This is a genomic window from Paraburkholderia suaedae (genome assembly GCF_040812055.1).
Taxonomy (GTDB): domain Bacteria; phylum Pseudomonadota; class Gammaproteobacteria; order Burkholderiales; family Burkholderiaceae; genus Paraburkholderia.
Genome location: NZ_JBFOAH010000035.1, coordinates 41,060 through 59,155 on the forward strand (window position 1 = coordinate 41,060; position 18,096 = coordinate 59,155).

At 64.9% G+C, this 18,096-nt stretch carries 22 protein-coding genes and 1 pseudogene; 8 read left to right on the top strand and 15 right to left on the bottom strand.

The window, feature by feature from the left end; genetic code table 11:
- Positions 1-2 precede the first annotated feature (2 nt).
- From ABQJ48_RS32230 to ABQJ48_RS32245, 4 genes are all read left to right on the top strand, one after another.
- Positions 3-929 carry a MaoC family dehydratase gene (locus ABQJ48_RS32230; protein WP_367841985.1) on the top strand — a complete coding sequence of 309 codons (927 nt, stop codon included), beginning with the start codon at positions 3-5 and terminating at the stop codon, positions 927-929.
- 126 nt (positions 930-1,055) lie between these two features.
- Positions 1,056-2,357, top strand: a complete 1,302-nt coding sequence (locus ABQJ48_RS32235) for an acetyl-CoA C-acetyltransferase (RefSeq protein WP_367841986.1) — start codon at positions 1,056-1,058, stop codon at positions 2,355-2,357.
- A gap of 151 nt (positions 2,358-2,508) precedes the next feature.
- On the top strand, positions 2,509-4,290 hold the full coding sequence (locus ABQJ48_RS32240; RefSeq protein ID WP_367841987.1) for an AMP-binding protein: 1,782 nt from the start codon (positions 2,509-2,511) through the stop codon (positions 4,288-4,290).
- An 87-nt stretch (positions 4,291-4,377) separates the two neighbouring features.
- Positions 4,378-5,391, top strand: a complete 1,014-nt coding sequence (locus ABQJ48_RS32245; protein WP_367841988.1) for a DUF1571 domain-containing protein — start codon at positions 4,378-4,380, stop codon at positions 5,389-5,391.
- Here the strand turns inward: ABQJ48_RS32245 and ABQJ48_RS32250 are convergent.
- From ABQJ48_RS32250 to ABQJ48_RS32270, 5 genes are all read right to left on the bottom strand, one after another.
- A complete protein-coding gene (locus tag ABQJ48_RS32250; RefSeq protein WP_367841989.1) occupies positions 5,388-5,837 on the bottom strand; it encodes a hypothetical protein in 450 nt (149 codons plus the stop codon). The genes ABQJ48_RS32245 and ABQJ48_RS32250 overlap by 4 nt on opposite strands.
- Positions 5,838-5,882: 45 nt before the next feature.
- On the bottom strand, positions 5,883-7,460 hold the full coding sequence (locus ABQJ48_RS32255) for an FAD-binding oxidoreductase (protein WP_367841990.1): 1,578 nt from the start codon (positions 7,458-7,460) through the stop codon (positions 5,883-5,885).
- 90 nt (positions 7,461-7,550) lie between these two features.
- On the bottom strand, positions 7,551-8,420 hold the full coding sequence (locus ABQJ48_RS32260; protein WP_367841991.1) for an anti-sigma factor: 870 nt from the start codon (positions 8,418-8,420) through the stop codon (positions 7,551-7,553).
- Positions 8,413-8,985, bottom strand: a complete 573-nt coding sequence (locus ABQJ48_RS32265; RefSeq protein ID WP_367841992.1) for an RNA polymerase sigma factor — start codon at positions 8,983-8,985, stop codon at positions 8,413-8,415. Before ABQJ48_RS32265 ends, ABQJ48_RS32260 begins: the two co-directional genes overlap by 8 nt.
- Before the next feature lie 15 nt (positions 8,986-9,000).
- Entirely contained in the window at positions 9,001-9,144 is a 144-nt protein-coding gene (locus ABQJ48_RS32270; RefSeq protein WP_367841993.1) for a hypothetical protein, read from the bottom strand.
- 377 nt (positions 9,145-9,521) lie between these two features.
- Between ABQJ48_RS32270 and hfq the strand changes: the two genes are divergently transcribed.
- Together hfq and ABQJ48_RS32280 are read left to right on the top strand one after the other, a co-directional pair.
- A complete protein-coding gene (hfq, locus tag ABQJ48_RS32275; protein WP_367841994.1) occupies positions 9,522-10,025 on the top strand; it encodes an RNA chaperone Hfq in 504 nt (167 codons plus the stop codon).
- 412 nt (positions 10,026-10,437) lie between these two features.
- Complete coding sequence (locus ABQJ48_RS32280) at positions 10,438-10,647, top strand: hypothetical protein (RefSeq protein WP_367841995.1); 210 nt, start codon at positions 10,438-10,440, stop codon at positions 10,645-10,647.
- Between the two features lie 379 nt (positions 10,648-11,026).
- On the opposite strand, the gene ABQJ48_RS32285 is transcribed toward ABQJ48_RS32280, so the two are convergent.
- Complete coding sequence (locus tag ABQJ48_RS32285) at positions 11,027-11,743, bottom strand: DUF2968 domain-containing protein (protein ID WP_367841996.1); 717 nt, start codon at positions 11,741-11,743, stop codon at positions 11,027-11,029.
- A gap of 733 nt (positions 11,744-12,476) precedes the next feature.
- On the opposite strand from ABQJ48_RS32285, the gene ABQJ48_RS32290 reads away from it, so the two are divergent.
- Positions 12,477-12,962 carry a DUF2147 domain-containing protein gene (locus ABQJ48_RS32290; RefSeq protein ID WP_367841997.1) on the top strand — a complete coding sequence of 162 codons (486 nt, stop codon included), beginning with the start codon at positions 12,477-12,479 and terminating at the stop codon, positions 12,960-12,962.
- A gap of 193 nt (positions 12,963-13,155) precedes the next feature.
- Here the strand turns inward: ABQJ48_RS32290 and ABQJ48_RS32295 are convergent.
- Positions 13,156-13,503: pseudogene (locus tag ABQJ48_RS32295) on the bottom strand (transposase); the annotation flags it as partial.
- Between the two features lie 81 nt (positions 13,504-13,584).
- Here ABQJ48_RS32295 and ABQJ48_RS32300 point away from each other — a divergent pair.
- Positions 13,585-14,607 carry a site-specific integrase gene (locus ABQJ48_RS32300; RefSeq protein WP_367841998.1) on the top strand — a complete coding sequence of 341 codons (1,023 nt, stop codon included), beginning with the start codon at positions 13,585-13,587 and terminating at the stop codon, positions 14,605-14,607.
- A 109-nt stretch (positions 14,608-14,716) separates the two neighbouring features.
- Here the strand turns inward: ABQJ48_RS32300 and ABQJ48_RS32305 are convergent, their stop codons facing one another.
- The 8 genes from ABQJ48_RS32305 to ABQJ48_RS32340 all read right to left on the bottom strand — a co-directional run.
- Positions 14,717-14,914, bottom strand: coding sequence for a hypothetical protein (locus tag ABQJ48_RS32305; protein WP_367841999.1), 198 nt, complete (start codon positions 14,912-14,914; stop codon positions 14,717-14,719).
- 53 nt (positions 14,915-14,967) lie between these two features.
- Positions 14,968-15,537, bottom strand: coding sequence for a hypothetical protein (locus tag ABQJ48_RS32310; RefSeq protein WP_367842000.1), 570 nt, complete (start codon positions 15,535-15,537; stop codon positions 14,968-14,970).
- A gap of 28 nt (positions 15,538-15,565) precedes the next feature.
- Positions 15,566-15,799, bottom strand: coding sequence for a hypothetical protein (locus ABQJ48_RS32315; protein WP_367842001.1), 234 nt, complete (start codon positions 15,797-15,799; stop codon positions 15,566-15,568).
- Positions 15,796-16,134: a hypothetical protein gene (locus tag ABQJ48_RS32320; protein ID WP_367842002.1), complete on the bottom strand. Its 339-nt coding sequence runs from the start codon at positions 16,132-16,134 to the stop codon at positions 15,796-15,798. The genes ABQJ48_RS32315 and ABQJ48_RS32320 overlap by 4 nt, the downstream gene beginning before the upstream one ends.
- Before the next feature lie 107 nt (positions 16,135-16,241).
- On the bottom strand, positions 16,242-16,724 hold the full coding sequence (locus ABQJ48_RS32325) for a hypothetical protein (protein ID WP_367842003.1): 483 nt from the start codon (positions 16,722-16,724) through the stop codon (positions 16,242-16,244).
- A gap of 103 nt (positions 16,725-16,827) precedes the next feature.
- Entirely contained in the window at positions 16,828-17,280 is a 453-nt protein-coding gene (locus tag ABQJ48_RS32330; protein WP_367842004.1) for a hypothetical protein, read from the bottom strand.
- An 87-nt stretch (positions 17,281-17,367) separates the two neighbouring features.
- Complete coding sequence (locus ABQJ48_RS32335; RefSeq protein WP_367842005.1) at positions 17,368-17,565, bottom strand: hypothetical protein; 198 nt, start codon at positions 17,563-17,565, stop codon at positions 17,368-17,370.
- A gap of 68 nt (positions 17,566-17,633) precedes the next feature.
- The coding region (locus ABQJ48_RS32340; protein ID WP_367842006.1) for a hypothetical protein at positions 17,634-18,096 on the bottom strand (463 nt) is incomplete at its 5' end.

The following is an 18,096-nucleotide window of genomic DNA, read 5'->3' on the forward strand; positions in this document are numbered from 1 at the left end:
GCATGCGCGAACCAGGCGATCCGTTCGGCAACGGCTCGGTGGGCGCGGCGCGGCCCAAAACCGTCGTCATCGAAACCTTGCCGACACCGGCCAGGCTCTATGCGCGTGCGTTGACGGGCATCGTCAAGGGCAGGCGTCACACGCCTAGCCCGCAACTGCCGGCGCTGCGGCTCGTGCGCCCGGCCGTCGCGCTGGAGCCCGAGCCGGTCTCCCGTTACGCGCGCGTGTGCGGCTTCATCCCCGAGCACGGCGTGCCGCTCACCTATGCGCACCTGCTCGCCTTCCCGCTGCATCTGCTGATGCTGACCGATCCGGCGTTTCCATGGCCCGCGCTCGGGCTCGTGCATCTCGCCAACCATGTGCGCTTGCGCCGGCCCCTCGCTTACAAGGACGTGCTGCGCGTCGAGGCGGAATTCGGCGCGCTGCTGCGGCACGACAAGGGTCAGGCGTTCGTGCTGCACACGCGCCTGTACCGGCGCGGCGAAGCGGTGTGGGACGGCGACAGCGTCTATCTGAAACGCGCGGTGCCGGCGAGCGGCAGCGCGCTCGATCCGCTCGAACTGGGCCCGGCCCCGCTGCAACGTATCGCGCGCTGGCAACTGGCGCCGCAACTGGGCCGCGACTACGCGAGCGTGTCGGGCGACTACAACCCGATCCACCTCACCGCGTTGTCGGCGAAGGCGTTCGGTTTTCCGCGCGCGATCGCCCACGGCATGTGGACGCTCGCGCGTGCCGCCTCCGCGCTGCAGCCGCCCAAGCCGCTGGCCGAAGCGTCGCTCAGCGCGGAATTCAAGCAGCCGCTGCTGCTGCCGGGCGAGGCGTCGTTGTGGAGCGCGTCGCCGTCGCTGATCGAACGCGATATCGAGGTGCGCGACATCGCCGGAACAAAGCCGCATTTGCGCGGCCGCATGCAGTGGAGGCTGCAATGACGCGGGCGCACGAGCATCGCCGGCGGCATTCATGGCGTCGCGCAGGCCTTGCCGGATCGGGGACCGTCGATCCCGCCCGCCCGCACCATAGCGCCCGTTGACAGCGAACCAACCAAGGAGCCGAGCATGTCCAACCCGCTACCCGCCGTGCGTCGCGTCGCCATCGTGGGGGGCAACCGGATACCGTTTGCCCGCTCGAACACGGCCTACGCGAGCGCGTCGAATCGGGACATGCTGACCTTCACGCTGCAAGGGCTGGTCGACCGCTACGAGCTGCATGGCGAGCGGCTCGGCGAGGTCGCGGCCGGCGCGGTCATCAAGCATTCGCGCGACTTCAATCTGACGCGCGAAGCGGTGCTGTCCACCACGCTCGCCAGCCAGACGCCTGCCTACGACGTGCAGCAGGCCTGCGGCACCGGACTCGAAGCGACGATCCTCGTCGCCAACAAGATCGCGCTCGGGCAGATCGACGCGGGCATCGCGGGCGGCGTCGACTCCGCCTCGGATGCGCCGATCGGCGTGAACGAACAGATGCGCCAGATCCTGCTCGAAGCGAATCGCAGCAAAACAGCCGGGCAGCGCATCGGCGCGCTCGCCAGACTGCGCCCCGGCATGTTCCTCAAGCCTCTGCTGCCGCGCAACCGCGAGCCGCGCACCGGGCTCTCGATGGGCGAGCATTGCGAGCTGATGGCCAAGCGCTGGAACATCTCGCGCGAGGCGCAGGACGTGTTGGCGCGGGAGAGCCATCGCAAGCTCGCCGACGCTTATGCACGGGGCTTTTTCAACGACCTGATGACGCCGTACCGCGGCCTCGCGCGCGACAACAACCTGCGCACGGATCTCACGCTCGAAAAGCTCGCCGCGCTCAAGCCGGTATTCGACCGCGACGCCGGCACGCTGAGCGCCGGCAATTCGACGCCGCTCACCGACGGCGCGTCCGCGGTGCTGCTCGCAAGCGATGAATGGGCAGCCCGGCGCGGCTTGCCGGTGCTTGCCTACCTGAGCTGGTCGCAGACGGCCGCGGTTGATTTCTTCGACCAGAAAGAAGGCCTGCTGATGGCGCCCGCCTATGCGGTGCCGCGCATGCTCGCGCGCGCCGGCCTCACGCTGCAGGACTTCGATCTGTACGAAATCCACGAAGCCTTCGCGGCCCAGGTGTTATGCACGCTTGCGGCATGGCAGGATGACGAATATTGCCGCACCCAGCTCGGCTTGCCCGGCCCGCTCGGCGCGCTTGACCGGGCAAAGCTGAACGTGAACGGCGGCTCGCTCGCCACCGGCCACCCGTTTGCGGCGACGGGCGCACGGCTCGTCGCCGGCCTCGCGAAGATGCTCGCGCAGCTCGAGCAACCGGCCGGCGCCGCGCGTGGACTGATCTCGATCTGCGCGGCAGGCGGCCAGGGGGTGGTCGCGATTCTGGAGCGCTAACGGTGGCAGCCGTCTTTGCGCTCGCCCGATTGAACGGTTTGCCCGCCGCGCGGCCGCAATCCGCGCTTTGCCTGCTTTGAGGACTGGCCGCCAAACCAGCATACGAACAGATGACACCAAGAGATGACACCACGGCTTCAGGAGACGACCGATGATCCAGCCTAATCCAGCCCCGCTCCCGCCTGGCGCCGAGCCCGCAGCGTCGAAGCCCGCCCCGCACGCCGCGCCCGACACCGACGGCATCTGGTACGCGTCGTATCCGGCGGACGTGCCGCATGAGATCGATGTCACGCAGTACGAATCGCTCGTGCAGTTCTTCGACGAATGTGTCGCGCGCTTTCGCGAGCGGGTCGCGTATGTGAGCGTCGGCGCGAATCTGACCTATGGCGAACTGGGCCGCAAGGCCACCGCATTTGCCTCATATTTGCAGAGCATCGGCGTGCAGCCCGGCGAGCGCGTCGCGATCATGCTGCCTAACACGTTCCAATATCCAGTGTCGCTCTTCGGGGTACTGAAGGCGGGCGCGGTGGTCGTCAACGTGAATCCGCTTTACACGGTGCGCGAGCTCGCGCATCAGTTGAAGGACAGCGGCGCGCAAACCATCATCGTGTTCGAGAACTTCGCGAAGACCGTCGAAGACGCGCTGCCCGGCACCAAGGTGAAAAATGTGATCGTGACCGGTCTCGGCGATCTGCTGGCCGACGGTCTGAATGTGAAGGGACGTCTGCTCAATTTCATGTTGCGCCACGTGAAGAAGATGGTGCCCGCGTACAAGCTGCCGCAAGCGGTGCCGCTGCTCGACGCACTGTCGACCGGTTACTCGCGGCCGTTGACGCCCGTGCATGTCACGCACGAGGACCTCGCCCTGCTGCAGTACACGGGCGGCACCACGGGCGTCGCGAAAGGCGCGATGCTCACGCATAAGAACATCGTCGCCAACCTGCTGCAGGCCAAGGCGTGGGCCGAGCGGCAGTTGAACAGCGAGGGCGAGACGGTCCTCACGCCGCTGCCGCTCTATCACATCTATTCGCTGACGGTGAACGCGCTGATCTTCATGGGGCTCGGCGGGCGCAACATCCTGATCGCCAATCCGCGCGACATGAAGCGCGTGATGATGATCATCCGCCACGAGAAGTTCACCGGCATGACGGCGATCAACACGCTCTACAACGCATTCCTCGACAACGAGGAATTCTGCAAGCGCGACTTCTCCAACCTCAAGCTCGCGATGGCGGGCGGCATGGCGACGCAGAAAGCGGTGGCCGACCGGTTCAAGGCCGTCACCGGCAAGTCGATCATAGAAGGCTATGGGCTGACCGAATGCTCGCCGATCGTGTCGATGAACCCGATCGACGTGAACCATCAGCGCGACTTTGAAGGCTCGATCGGCCTGCCCGCGCCGTCCACCCAGGTGCGCTTCCGGAAGGACGACGGCAGCTGGGCTCGCATCGGCGAAGCGGGCGAGCTGTGCGTGAAGGGTCCGCAGGTCATGAAAGGCTACTGGAACCGCCCCGAAGAAACCGCGAAAGCAATCGACGACGAAGGCTGGTTCGCCACCGGCGACATCGGTGTGATGGACTCGCGCGGCTTCATCCGGCTGATCGACCGCAAGAAGGACATGATCAACGTGTCGGGCTTCAACGTGTATCCGAATGAAATCGAGGACGTGATTGCGATGCATCCGGACGTGCGCGAAGTGGCCGCCATCGGCGTGCCGGACGCGGCGCACGGCGAGCGGGTGAAGGTGTTCGTCGTCAGGCGCGATCCCGCGTTGACCGCCGAGCAGGTGATCGCCCATTGCCGCAAGAATCTGACGGGCTACAAGGTGCCAAAGCAGGTGGAGTTCCGCGACGAGCTGCCGCAAACCAACGTCGGCAAGATTCTGCGCCGCGCGTTGCGCGATGAGGAACTCGCCAGGCAGAAGTCTGCCTGACAGGGAACGGCGCTTTTTTGTCGCGCCTTGTTGTCGTGCTTCGGCGCGACCCTTTTGCGCTCTCTCGCGTCATATTCCGGAGGTCCGATGAAACATCGCTTGTCCGCACGCTTACGCCGTTCGCTGGCCTTCATGCGCGTCGGCGAAGCCGTCAAGCTGGCGGCGCGCGCGGCCGCGTCATGGCGCCCCCGGTCGGCACGCGCACTGCTGACCGGCGCGCTGATTGCGGGGGCGGCCATCGTTGCGGCGCCAACGGCGTTCGCGCAGAACGACGATACCCCACCCCCGCTCGATGCCGCGAGCGCGGTCAAGCCGCCGACCACGCCGCCCGCGCAGGTCGGCAAGCTCACGCTGGATCAGCAGGTCAAATGGCTGCGCGCGGCGCAACGCAGCGGCACGCTGGAAAAGCTCGCCGACGCGCAACTCGTCGCCCTGTTCGAGTCGCTCGATCCGCTCGCGCTGCCGCGCTACATCAAGGAAGGGCCGAACGGCTACGCGTCGTACGAGTTCACCATGTCGCGCTCGGAGCGCATTCACGGCCAGTGGCCCGACAAGCCCGATCACATGCTGGTCCGGGTCGCACACGATCCGCTGCGAATCTATGCGAAGTGGCTGCCCGACGGCGCGCATGCGGGTCAGGAAATCATCTACGACGAGTCCAAACGGACCGACGAGATGTACGGCCACCTCGGCGGGCTGCTGAACGTGATGCCGGTGTGGACGTCGCTGAACGGTGTGCTCGCGCGCACGCAGTCGAAGCACGACGTGCGCGATCTGGGCACCGAGTACATCGCGAATCAGTACCTCAGCGAAGGCAAGAAATACGTCGAGGCCGGCTTGCCGCGCTCGACGCAGGTGGAGGTCAAAACCATCGACGGCGTGCGCGTGGTGACCTTCACATTCGAAACGCCGACCGGCCAGCCGCAGTTCTACGCAAAGAAGGAAACGCTCGGGCTCGATCTGCGGCATCCGTATTTCCGCACCGTCGAGTCTTATGACAACGACGGCAAGCCGTTCGAGCGGATCGTGTTCGAAACGATCACGCCGAAGACTTTCGACGACGCCACTTTCGATCCGAAGAACAAGGCGTACAGCTTCTAGGTTGCGCTGTTGTCGTCGGCGATCAGGCGCGGGGTGAAAGCGAAGACGACGCGCGCCTGTTGCTCGGCTGAACCGGTGCGCGGTTCGTGGCTGTGCGCGACCACCTGATGCCCGGCGCGAGCGAGCAGTTCGCCGAGCACGAAGTAGTCGGACGCGCGCGTGAGGCCGATCAGCGCGGGCGACCTGTGGGCCAAGGCCGAGCCGGAAGTCCGGCCAAGCAGCGGTGCGAGCGTCGAGTACCACAGCGCGCCGATGTCGCCGCCGGTTTCGAACGTCGGCAGCTCCAGTTGCGCGGCGTACCGTGCGAAGGACGGCCCGTCGGCAAGCGTCGAATCGACGATCGCGAGCGTGCCCTCACGCGTTGCTGCGCGCGCGAGCCACGGCCATGCACTGCCTGCCACGGTCGACCACCATGCTCCGGTCATCATGAAAGTGCGTCGGTCCATGCGTCACTCCTTCGCTCCAAAGCGAGCCGCGCGCGTTGCCCGCATTCACGTGTACCCGCGCCGGTCGCGCCATGCCGCCGGCCAGATGCCCTGCTTGCCCGGCGCGAGAATGCCGTTCGGGTCGAGCGCGTCCTTGATCGTTTCCGACAGCCGCAGCAGCGCGCCGTCGTTGAAGCTGTATTGGGCGGCCGCGAAATCCATGTACGCGAGGTGCGCGCGATATTCGCCGTAGCCCGCCGCGCGCGCATCGCTCATCAGCGAACGCAGCAACGCGCCGGCCTGTTCGACCTGGTCCGGGTCGTCGCGGTCGAAGATCGCCGCGAAGATGTGGTGCAGATGACGCTCGCCCGCCGTAAAGCCGCCGTAGTAATCAAAGCCGTATTCCGCCGCGCGCGTCTTGACCATTGTGTATTGGCGCAACGCGTCGCGTCCGCTCGCCGGGCACACCGGCGCGAAGTCGACGTGCGCGCCCGCGCCGCCGCGCCAGTCGAGCATGCGGAACGCGCTCATCGCGGGAATGCCGGCGAGATTGCGGTCGCCGCCGCCGGTGGGCTGCGCGTCGCCCGCATAACGCGCGGCGAAGAACCGCGCCTGCGGCACGCGGGCGAACGCGCGCTGCACGAGCGCGTGGCGCGCGTCGATCAATTCCGGTGTGCCGTAGAGCGCGAAATGCAGATTCCAGCGGCCGACGTTCAGCTTGTCGAGCATCGCGGCGACCGCGCTTTCCGGCATCGCGCCCGGGCCTTCGTACCACTGCCTGCGAGCCGATACACTCGCTGCGCGGCGCAGGCCACCTTCGATCACCGCGTGATTGCGGATCGTCTCGTCGAGCCGCAGCGGCCGCAACGTGTCGACGATCGCTTCGAGATCGGCCTCGTGGCGAAACTGGATCTCGCCGAGCAGATACGCGGGCGGCGCGGGCATCAGCCAGACTCCCAGCTTGGTGACGATGCCGTAGTTCGACTGCATGAACATCGAATCGAATGACGGGCCGTAGCCCGGCTGATACAGCTGCCATGCAGTGCCGATTTCGATGCCGCCCATGCCGGTGCGCAACACGTCGCCGTTCGCGAGCACCACTTCCATGCCGCACTGCGTCGCTGCGTGATCGCCGTACGCGGTGTAGCCGAAACCGCGTTCGAGTGTGTTGCCCACCACGCTGCCCCAGCCGGCCGCGGGCGGATCGACCCACAGCCGGTAGCCCTTGTCGCGCAGATGCGCATACAGATCGAAGTAGCTGACGCCCGGCTCGACCAGCGCGTAGGCGAGCGTCTCGTTGACCTCGATGATGCGGTTCATCCGCTGCAGATCCAGCACGACCGATCCCGCCAGACGCGGCGCGGCGCCGCCATACGCGAAGTTGCGGCCGGTCGAGACGGTCCACAACGGAATCCGGTACTGATTGGCGATGCGCAGCACCGCGCGAATTTCGTCGACCGATGCGGGCAGCAGCGCAGCGCTCGCCGAAAACGCCGCGCGCTCGCCGGGCGCGAACGGATCGCGATAGGCGGCGAGCCCTGTGCTCGACGTCACCACGTGCGCGTCGCCCACAATCGGCCGCCACGCGGCGAGCGCGCGATCGAACTGCGCGGCGGACAGCTTGGGCGGGACGCTCGCGGGCAATGAAGGTTCCTCCGGCGGATGAAGGGGGCGGCGGCGTATGCGTTGGTCTGTTTGCGCTGACGGGCTCCTGCGGCTGGGTGCGCTCGCCCGCTACTGCCACGCTTCGGGCTTGCCGCCCAGCGCGCTGCACACCTCGATTGCGATCGAGCGCAGCTTGCCTTCCGCGATCGGCCCGGACAACGCATAGCCCATGCCGTCGCTGACCCAGTAGAAGGTGCGCCGGTTGCCGTCGCGCAGCAGCCGGAACGCGGTCTCGTCGCGCCCGATGCCGGTGACGTACAGCGTGAGGCGCGCGCCGGCGCTGTTCTCGTACATGAACTGCGCGGCGGGTCCGGTCTCGCCGGGCAACAGTCGCCCCCCCACCAGCGAGTAGCCGTATTCCTGCAACGAGGGCACCGACAGCGGACGGTTCAGCCGCTTGGACAGCCAGTTGATCAGATGCTCTTCTTCGCTCGCGGCGACTTCCACCGGATGACGCCGCTCAGGCGTGTACACCGCGTAGGCGATATCCGCGCGCTGCGCGAAGCTCGGCGGCTGGCTGCCCGCGCCGCCCCATGCTCCGCCCCACTTGCCGCCCGTCAGGCGCGGCGCGAACGGTCCCGCCGCCAGTGTGAGCCCCGCGCCCAGCGCGAGCCAGCACGCGGCGAGGCCCACGCGCTGCCACCATGGCGAGCGGCGCCGTACGACGATGACGGCGGGATCGTCCGCGTCGTTGCGCTCGCGCTCTTCGTGACGCTCGTTGGCATCGCGCGCGCTGCTCGGCGGCGCCCCGCATAGCGCGCGCAGCGCGGCTTTCTGCGCGCGCCAGGCGGCTACCCGCGCGGCGGCCTGCGGATGCCGCTCCAGTTGCGCCTCGATCGCGACATGCTGGGCATGGGGCAGTTCGCCGTCGACAAACGCCGACAGCGCTCGCAGATCGAGCCCTTCGGGCAAGCCGGAATCGTAGTCGTCGTCATTCATTACTGGTTCTCACCACTTTCAACGGCGCGGACTTGCGCGTTGGGCCTTGGGTCGGACCTTGCGTCGGTCCTTGCGTTGGGCCGTGCGCCGGCCCGTCCATCAGTAGCACGCGTAGACGCTCACGCGCGCGCGAGAGCCGCGACATCACCGTGCCTATCGGCACGCCGAGCGCCTTCGACGCCTCCTGATAAGACAGTTCTTCCACGCAAACGAGCAGCAGCACTTCGCGCTGCTCGAGCGGCAGACAGTACAGCGCGCGCTGCAAGTCGCGCAGCATCAGACCGTCGACTTCGCCTTGCGGCGCTTCCAGATTGCGCCACGGCGCGCTTTCCTCGTCGACGGCGATCTCGCGGCGGCCGCGCAACTGATCGATATACAGGTGCCGCAGGATCGTCAGAAGCCACGCGCGCAGATTGCTGTCGGGCCGAAACGCCGACCAGCGCGCAAGCGCACGCTCCGCCGTGTCCTGCACGAGATCGTCGGCCCAGGCGCGGTCGCCCGTCAGCGCGCGCGCATAGCGGCGCAACTGCGGCAGCCACGCGATCACATCCGCTTCGAAGCTCACCTTGTGCGCGGAAACTTAGTAGCCGCCGCCGCCACTGCTGGTGCCGCTGCTACTCGAGGCGCCGCTGTCGGTCGCCGACGTGCAGCCGCTCGTAGCCAGCGACCCGAGGGTCAGCGCGAGCAACACAAAGGCGGCGGACAGAATACGGAATGCTTTCATGGCGACTCTCCTTTGGAACGTCCGGCTTTGCTGGCCAGCGCCCCCAGCGGCCAGCCACGGAATTGCGGCGCAGCCATGCATGACTTAACGCAAGCGCAGGGAGATTTATTCCACATCACCCTTCGCATCCTTCCTTTTACGCCATCCGCGCGGGAAACGCCTGGCAAATGCTTGCCGGATGCAGCGCCGATGTTCGCGGCGATGCGGAATAAAACGCCATATCCCAGCGCATTCGTAACTCAACGTTACCGCCATAAGTTATCAGATGCTTCCGCGCTCACAAGCCGTTATAGTGGACGCAGTTCGGCCGCCGGCTCGTTGCGCCCCACACGGGGTAGAATTGCGGCCAACCACCGTCTTTCTAACCTGAATTGTCCATGGCATCCGCAGAATCGCATCCGCAAAACGATTTCATGAACGCCGCGCGCAAAGAACGAAAGCGCGTCGAGATCTACCTCGTCAACGGCATTCGCCTGACGGGGTGCATCGAGTCGTTCGATCAATACCTGGTGATGCTGCGCACGCCTGTGGGTCTGCAAGGCATCTACAAGCGCGCAATCTCCACGATCCAGCTCGACACCGGCACGCGTCCGGCGCCGCGCGCAGGGCGTCCGTCGCATGGGGAGCACAACACGCGCGGCCCGCACGGCTCGCGTGAACCGCGCGAGCATCGTGAGCCGCGCGAACCGCGCGAGTCGTTTGGCGCGCCGTCCACGGAGCGCGGCTCGTCCGAGCGCAGCAGCGGCACGTCCGACGGCCCGGTGGTCGTCACGCGCCGCCGGCGTCTGTTCGGCACGGGGGGCGACGGCAGCCACGGCGGCGGCAATCATGGTGGCGGTGGTAATCCCGGCAACCAGGGCGGTGGCAACGGCAACGAATAAGCAGCCGTCGCGGTGCTCGGCTGCGTCACCGGCTGGCCGAGCCGCTGAAAGATCGTCTCCACTTGCATTGGGCGCTGCCAAGTCAGCGCCATTTCCCTTCGACCGCCAACGCGCGGTGCCGCCAATCGGCGGTTCCAGCCTGCATAGCGCCGGTTTTTTCTCACTGCAAATTTCGCCCCTCTGCTGGCGCGCCGCGCGGCGCGCTCACGCACTCCGCGCGCACGATTTCCGGGCTCCGTTGTTCACTGTCTGTTTGATTGGCCAGTGCCGCTACACACTCCGTCCGAACGCACGATGCATGCGGCTTAGAAACCAGACGCTTGCCGTGCGCGCTCGCTGAGCCATTCGGTCGACCCTCGCCAAGAGTCACCATGCGCTATGCTAAATAGAGTCTCTTCTAGCGGAGCCCGTCATGACCAGCAAGAAACCTCGCGTATCGCAGCCCGGCATGCAGCCGGAAAACAGGTTCACGGCGGAGCGACCGTCGGTGGAACCCGACGATAGCCGTCTCGACGAGGCACTAGCGGAAAGCTTTCCTGCCAGCGACCCAATTGCAGTAGACGTGAGAGATCCGCATGCGCCGGAGAAATCAGCGCCACCCGGAGCAAAGAAAGCGCGTTAGTGCAGGTGATCGCGACGGCTTTCGCCAATGTGTGGCGGCAGCGCTAGCGAGCTTACGGAATCGAAAAATTGTCGCCATGACTGCTCGCGCGGAACAGCGGCTTCCAGGCGGAAGAGCTGCGCGTGCGATGGCGATGTGCCTGACGGCACGCAAATGCAGCGGACAGTACAAACGCGGACCGGCGAACGCGCGCGGCTTCACGAAGAGCGCTACCTGGCACCGGCCAGATACCGACGTTGGCAGAGAACACACTGAATATTGAGACGAACGTCATGCGGCGGACGACCGCACACTATCGGTCGCTCTCACTCACTCGGACAGGGAAGGCGGCGCTTCCCCGCACCGCCTTCCCCGTCCGACGAATCTCAACCCAACTCACTCAACGGCCAGGCAGGCCGCTTTCCAGTTGACGCTGAAGCTCGCGCACCTGGCGCTGCGCGACGCGCAGCTGCTCCTGCGCGGCAAGTTTCTGCTGAGCCAGTGCAGCGGCTTCGGCGCGCTTGGCCTCCTGCTGCGTCGCAACGATGCTCTGCTGCTGACGCGCGATGTCGAGGTCGGCCTGCAAGCGGTTCGCGCGGTCCTGCGACAATGCGATCATCCGCTGCGTGAACGCCTTCTGCGCTTCGAGCTGGGTGCGGCGAATCTCGACATCGGACAGTTGCACGGTCTGACGCACAAAGTCCTTGTAAATCATGTCGGCGCGCGCGGCGTCCTGCGTCTTGATGACACGCCAGAAATTCTTTTGCTGGAACAGCGCGACGTAGTACGTCATCTCTTTGCCGTAAAACAGCAAGCTCGCGCCGTAGCTGCCGTTGTACGTGGTGCGCAGCTCGCTCAGATCCGACCCGCCGATCATCTGCTGCAATTCCGCGACGTTGCCAGCGGCGGATTGTCGGCTTTCGTCCGGCGTCAGTGCGGTGGTCTCCGCCTGCCCGTTCTGAGCGGCGGCGGGCAGCGCCGTGGTCGTGCGGGGCTGCGAAACGACGCCAGCGCTGCCGCTACTGTCCTGCACAGCCTGAGCATTCACACCTTGCACGGCTCCCGCTGCGATGAATGCGGCAAGAGCAATCTGCCGTAGCTTCGACTTTCGGTCCATGTTTCGGTCCATGTAATTCCTGCTTGAACAGTTTTTGTTTTAGTAGAAACAGCTAATTATTACCCACTTTCGCGGATTTCGGGCTCTTCGTCGAAAATTTGGCAATTGCGCGTTTTCTGCCACGCAACGTTGCGGCTGATGGCGGGAAAACATGCCGCATCGCCGCCGCATCAGCCGCGGGCATTGCGCGGGAGCACCGCGCCGCCCGTGAACCGATCGCTCGAGTGACCGCCGAGGCAGGAGCCGACTAGCCGCTCAAAATCGCCCCACAGGTTTCGGCGACCAACAGGCTTCTGCCGAGGTCTTGCAATGCGTTCGATATGGCGCAGCCCGTCTGCACGACGGTCCGCCCTCGCAGACGAAACTGCCGTTGATCCTCCTACACGCCGAATCTGTCGATGGCGAAGCCGGTCGGCGATCTCGTGGAACGCGCGTCGGGCGGGCGGCGTATCGACTTGATACGCTCGGGCCGGTTGCGTTGGCTCTGCTCGACAGTGCGGGACCGGCATTAGAGGCGCCCCTATCAAACGACGCGCCCACTTTCGCGTATTCTGCGCGGGCGATCCAACCGGCGGCATGCAAGCATGCGCGCTGCGAGATGCAAAGCACGCAAACCGAAGCCAGCGGTGACAGGCAACACCGGGTAGCACGACGGGCCTCGTCCTGGCACCACCCGACATGCCGATAATGCCGCGCGACCACGATCGCGCGTCTTTGTTCAAGGAGGAAGACAGTGACGCAATTTACTCAATGTGCCCGCGCAATCGCGCTTCGCACTGCCAAACATGCTGCCGTCGCCGGTCTGCTGCTCGCGAGCGCGATGACGGCCATGGCGCAGACCGACACACCGGTGGGCACGTGGCAGAGCATCGACGATCACAGCGGTCAGCCGAAAGCACTCGTACAAATCGCGCAGGATGGCAACGGCCAACTTACCGGCAAAGTGATCAAGGGTCTCGACCCGAACGCTCAGCCCGATCGCCGCTGCACCGCTTGCACCGACGCACGCAAGGATCAGCCGATTGTCGGCATGACCATCATCAGCGGCATGAAGAAGGACGGCGACGGCTGGGATCACGGGCAGATTCTCGATCCCGAAAACGGCAAGCTCTACAACTGCAAGATGCACCTGGAAGATGGTGGCAACAAGCTGGTGGTGCGGGGCTATATCGGCGTTGCGCTGCTGGGCCGCTCGCAAACCTGGGTTCGTCATCCGTAGTGCCGCGACGCACCCCGGCGCGGCCTTCTTGTGGCGCGGCGCGAATCAAGTCTGGAATGCGGCTGAGGCTGCAAGTACCGCATGCCGCCAGCGTCACCGCCTCCTCAGGGCCGCGGCGGTCAGCATAAAGAGAAACGGCCGGCGATTATGATCGTGCGGCCGTTTGGCAGGTGAAGCAGAAAGATCGATCTTCTCATGCAGCGTGCTTGAATGGCGATGTGTACGCGAACGGGGAAGCCGGCAGCGGTTTGCCCAATGCAGGCTTGAACGCAGGCGGTGCGGCAGGCACGGCAGGCGGCTCTGCCTGAGCAGTTTGCGCTGCGGCGCGCTTCTGTTGATCGCTCGCGTGCGTGCGCATGCGCGCTTGCATCAAACTGCACAGTTCCTCGCTTGCTGTGCCGAACAGTTGCTGCGTCACATTCTTGAGCACGCCGGATTCATACCATGCCTTGAAGCGGCGATGACAAGTTTGATACGACGGGTATCTGCGCGGCATTGCGGACCACGTTGCTCCGCTCCGTCTGGCGCGGGTTACAGCATTCCGCGCCCTCCTGCATCACCCACAGCTATCGACGCTAAAACGCCCTGCCGAGGTCCACTGGGACACTACTGGGACATCGACATGGCAACTATCACACACCGCCCTGAGAACGCATTGAGCCGCCGCTGGCAGGCCAAGGTACGCCGCAAGGGTTTCCCCGCGCAGAGCAAGGCATTCCCCAACAAAGCAGAGGCCGAGGCTTGGGCACGCGAGCTAGAGGCCGAGTACGACAAGGGCCACACCATCGACCATAAGGACGCCCGCGAGACGGTGCTGCGGGACGTGCTGAAGCGTTACCTAGATGAAGTGGTGCCGACACACAAAGGCCATGAGCCGGAGGGCTACGTGGTCCGTCGCCTCATGCGGGCACCGTTCGCGTCCTATGCGTTGGCGAACATCACCCGCGCCGCCGTCACTGAATACCGGGACACCCGCCTGCGCGAAGTTACCGGATCGACCGTGCGCGTTGAACTGAACCTCTTAGCCCGCGTGATTGAGACTGCCCGCCGTGACTGGGGCGTGTACCTCGCGGCGAACCCGATCCGATCCATCCGCCTCCCGAAAGAGAACGCGGCCCGTGAGCGTCGCTTGTTGCCGGGTGAGGAGGAGCGGCTTCTCATAGAGTGCGAAGCGGCGCGGGCACCGTACCTAAAAGCTGCGGTGATAGTTGCGATTGAGACGGGTATGCGTCAGTCCGAGATGCTGGCGCTAACGTGGGAGCGGATCGACTTCGAGAAGCGCGTGGCACGGCTCACGGACACGAAGAACGGGGACGCCCGTGCAGTGCCTCTTACCCGCCGCGCCGTCGCTGCCCTAGAAGGCATGAAGCAGGTCCGCGTGTACGAGTGGACCAAGCACACCGCAGACGGCCCGTTCCGTTGGGTCGGTGCCACGGTGATACGCCATGCTTTCATGCGGGCCAGAGACAAGGCCGGTATGCCCGATCTGCGGTTCCATGATCTGCGCCATGAGGCTACATCGCGGCTATTCGAGAAGGGGCTGAACACGATGGAGGTGGCGTCAGTCACGGGACACAAGACGCTCACCATGCTGCGGCGGTACTCTCACCTGTCGATGGATCATCTACTGGCTAAGTTGGGTTAGTCCCGGCCAGACCAGCAAGGCTTGCGCTCCTCGCCTACCTTCGGTGGCTCGCCTGACGGGAGCGCGCAACAGATGGCGCATTCAATGTGAGGCGACCCGCCGTGCGGTACTACTGCGTCAGAATCAGCTTGGCGAACTGCATACCAACGGCAGCAAGCCCAGCGCCAACAGCAAGCACGGCGGAGAACGCCACAAGCGGCGTCAACCACCGCTGCTCGAACTGCCTTATCTTCTGATTCTCTGCGAATAGCCGCGTTGCCTCGGCTTGGAGCTTGGCAAGGTCTTCCTGAGTTTTGAGGATGTCCATGTCACGCCTGCTGTGAGGTGTACTGTACGGGCATTCTACGCCGTGTGGCCCAATCAAACGCTCCAGCCCGCCCGCCGCATCACCTCCACCAGAGCAGGCTCCCGGTTCCCGATCTCGAAGACGCGGCTAACAGGCACAGTCGCCCAGTCCGCGCAGTGGATGCTGAGCCGGTCACAGTCCACGGCAAGCCGTCCGGTCGGATACACCCGCGCTCGGAAGTCGCCCACCTCGAACGCCCAGCATTCGCCAACCGCCTCCCTGCGCTTCTCGCTGAGTCGGGCCTCGTACCCGGCCCTACTGTTCTTCCCCTGCCATACGGTAACGCAGCGGTTCCGGGAATCGACGGCGAAGTGTGTACGGCCACGCTGGCAGGCCCAGCACGAGTTGTCGTACACCCGGCGCTTCACGCTGGCGCACCGCTCGCACAGCTTGCCGGTGTAATGCGTCTGCCCAGCAATGAGAGCGTCAACACGCTGGGGATAAAGCGTCTGCTCGCGGAGCGCCTGTGCGTACGCATGATCGGCCCGCGCTGCGTCGCGGTGGCGGCGCGTCAGCTTCGACGCAAACGGGGGAACCTGCCACATTCCCCGGCTGCGGACATTCTTGGCTCCGTGCGGTTTCATCCCAGCGCCTCAGCGTTGTGATCGAGACTCATGCTAACTCCTTGGCCATACGCACAGCCTGCCGGGTCAATCCGATCCACTCGGCCATGAACGCCTGCACCTCGCCGTGATACAGCTTCTGCACCTTCTCCGGGTCGGAGATGCGCGCAGCGATACGCCCGATACGCTTCAGTTCTTGGGTCAGGTCACGCCCGATAGCCTGTGACGTTCTCAGCGCCTCGGCGGCGCGCTCCTCGAAGACGGACGTAGTACCGGCGCTCATACCGTCACCTCTGCCCACCGCGCCGCATGGCTCGTGGCTCGCGTTTCCGGCGTCGCCAGCGCGGCCTCTACGCGGGCATGGACAAGCGCCCCTTTAATCGTCTTCAGCACGGCGGTTTGCGTGGTGCCTCGCTTGTTCGCAATCTCCGAGATCAGGTCATCACTCAGGAAGTTGTACGTGATCGCCTCCTTCTCTGCTGCGCTCAGTGCCTCATACGCCACTGCCCTATGCACTTCTGAGGCGCAACAGCCCAGCCGTCTCGCCGTCTCGTTGAACTTCTCTGCACTGTTTCCGATGCGTGCGTTGCGGATTTCCTGCTGTGTAATGCGTGCCATTGTATGCACTCCTATTCTTTAGATTGGATCACAGCCCTTGTGCGGGCTTCGTATGTGTCGGTGATACGTGGGCCTACCCGCGCATGGCGGGCGGCTGCGGGCCTCTCTCAGCCCACGAGATAGCCCTTGCTGCGGCCACGGTGCCAGCGGGCGAATGCCTCAGCCGGATTGGTGGCGAGAGCCAGTACGCGGACGGGCAGCTTGCCGGATTCGATAGCGGCTTGGTGCACGTGACGCTCCGCACCGAACAGCGGTACGGTTGCCTCTACGCCCCTGTATTCGTAGTGGATCGTCAAGGAAGCAATCGGAGACTCGTCCTGCGGGTTGCTCTGCCGGATCGACAGCACGCGGATGTCACGGACTGCTGCTGCGAAGTCGCCCTTGCGGATTTCGGACAGCGCGGTATTGATGGCGTTCGCCTCTGCCTCGGCGGCGCGGTACGCGTCCTTGGCGGATAGCAGTGCTTCTAACTGCACGACCAGCGGCTGATTCGCGGCCATGATTCGGCCCAATACTTGGAGACGGCCCTCGGCTGCGGTGCCGGTCGTCGGGAGTGTGAATGCGGGTTTCAATACAGTTTGCTTCGCCATGATGTGTGTCCTTTGTGTGTGGGTTGGGTGGTCCGGGAGACTCGCGGCGCTCCCTCTTGCCGTGCTACTTCTTCAGCGCGTCACGCCCGAGGCGTGGCCGCTTCTACGCCCGTGCGAACGTGGCCGATACCCGGCGATGGACGGACGCACTGCGCTGCGCGCTCGTGCCGCTGAAGTCCGGGCGGCTGGCCGAGGAGGCATGCACGGTCGTCGATACGAGACGCGCTGAACCGCTGGACTGCATGCGGCCCATTGCCTGCGTCATCTCTGCCACAAGCTCGGTCGCTTGCTGCGGCGTGATGTACGCGGCCATTGCCGGGTCGGTGAGCGTCAGCCCATGCCCAGCCACGTAAGAAACGGGATCAGCGAAAACGCTCACCGTGTGGCCCTGATACCGCACCGCTGCGGGCATTGCGCCTGCGCGTTCCTCCGCCGTCAGCTTGTGGGCGTATGGCTGCGCCGCTTGTCCGCCGAGACGGTTGCCAGCCACGCCCGATCCTGCTGCGTTGCCGGGTACGTTGAAAACTTGATCGCTGTGAATTGCGCCACCTGCCATGTGATTCTCCTAATTGATTGATGGGCGGAATTGCCCATTGATTGCTGTGTTGGTTGAAGCGTCGCGTGCCAAAGGCATGCACGCGCCCTACTTCACCGCTTGCGCGGCCTTCTTCGTGCGCCCCGCGATCTTGCGTGCTGCCCAGCTAGGAAGCCCGCCAGTCAGTTGCTCGACGGCCTCCCGCCATACCGCTGCTGGCCCTTTGCTGGCCCGTGCTGCCACCTTCTCGAAGTAAGCCCGCGCTGCTGCGTGGTACTCAAGCGGGTGCTGTAGTGTCTTGCTCATACGTCCTCCAGATGTGACGAAGCCCGCGCATAGCGGGCCTCTCTGTGTGTTGGTCAATCCGGCAGCTTTCATGCCGCCTCTCGGATCGCTGCGTTGTGTGCCTCGGCTCGCGCCCATGTGTCGGCAACGGCCAGTGCCTCAGCGCGTCGCCCGGCTCGAACCTCCCTCAGCCATGTAGGGGCCATGAACTCCATCAAGTCAGGTCGATCCTTCAGCAAGTCCATAACGTAGAACTTTCCCTGCGCGATGCGCATGCGGTCGTGCTTCTCGCGTGCCTTGACGTACTGGGCGTACGCTCGATGGTCCTCCGTCTCATGGCTCCGGGCTGAGGCTTTCTTACCGGCGATCTGCCATAACTGACCGAGCACGGACTCGCCCTTGACAATTCCTGCCTTGATTACGGCTGCATGTAGTGGTCTAATTTCCTCGGACAGGTCGATAGGAGGACAATCCCTGAATCGACGAGGAAAAAGAGCAAGATGACAACAAGAAGGCGCCGGCAATTTGACGCCAGCTTCAAGCTGGAAGTAG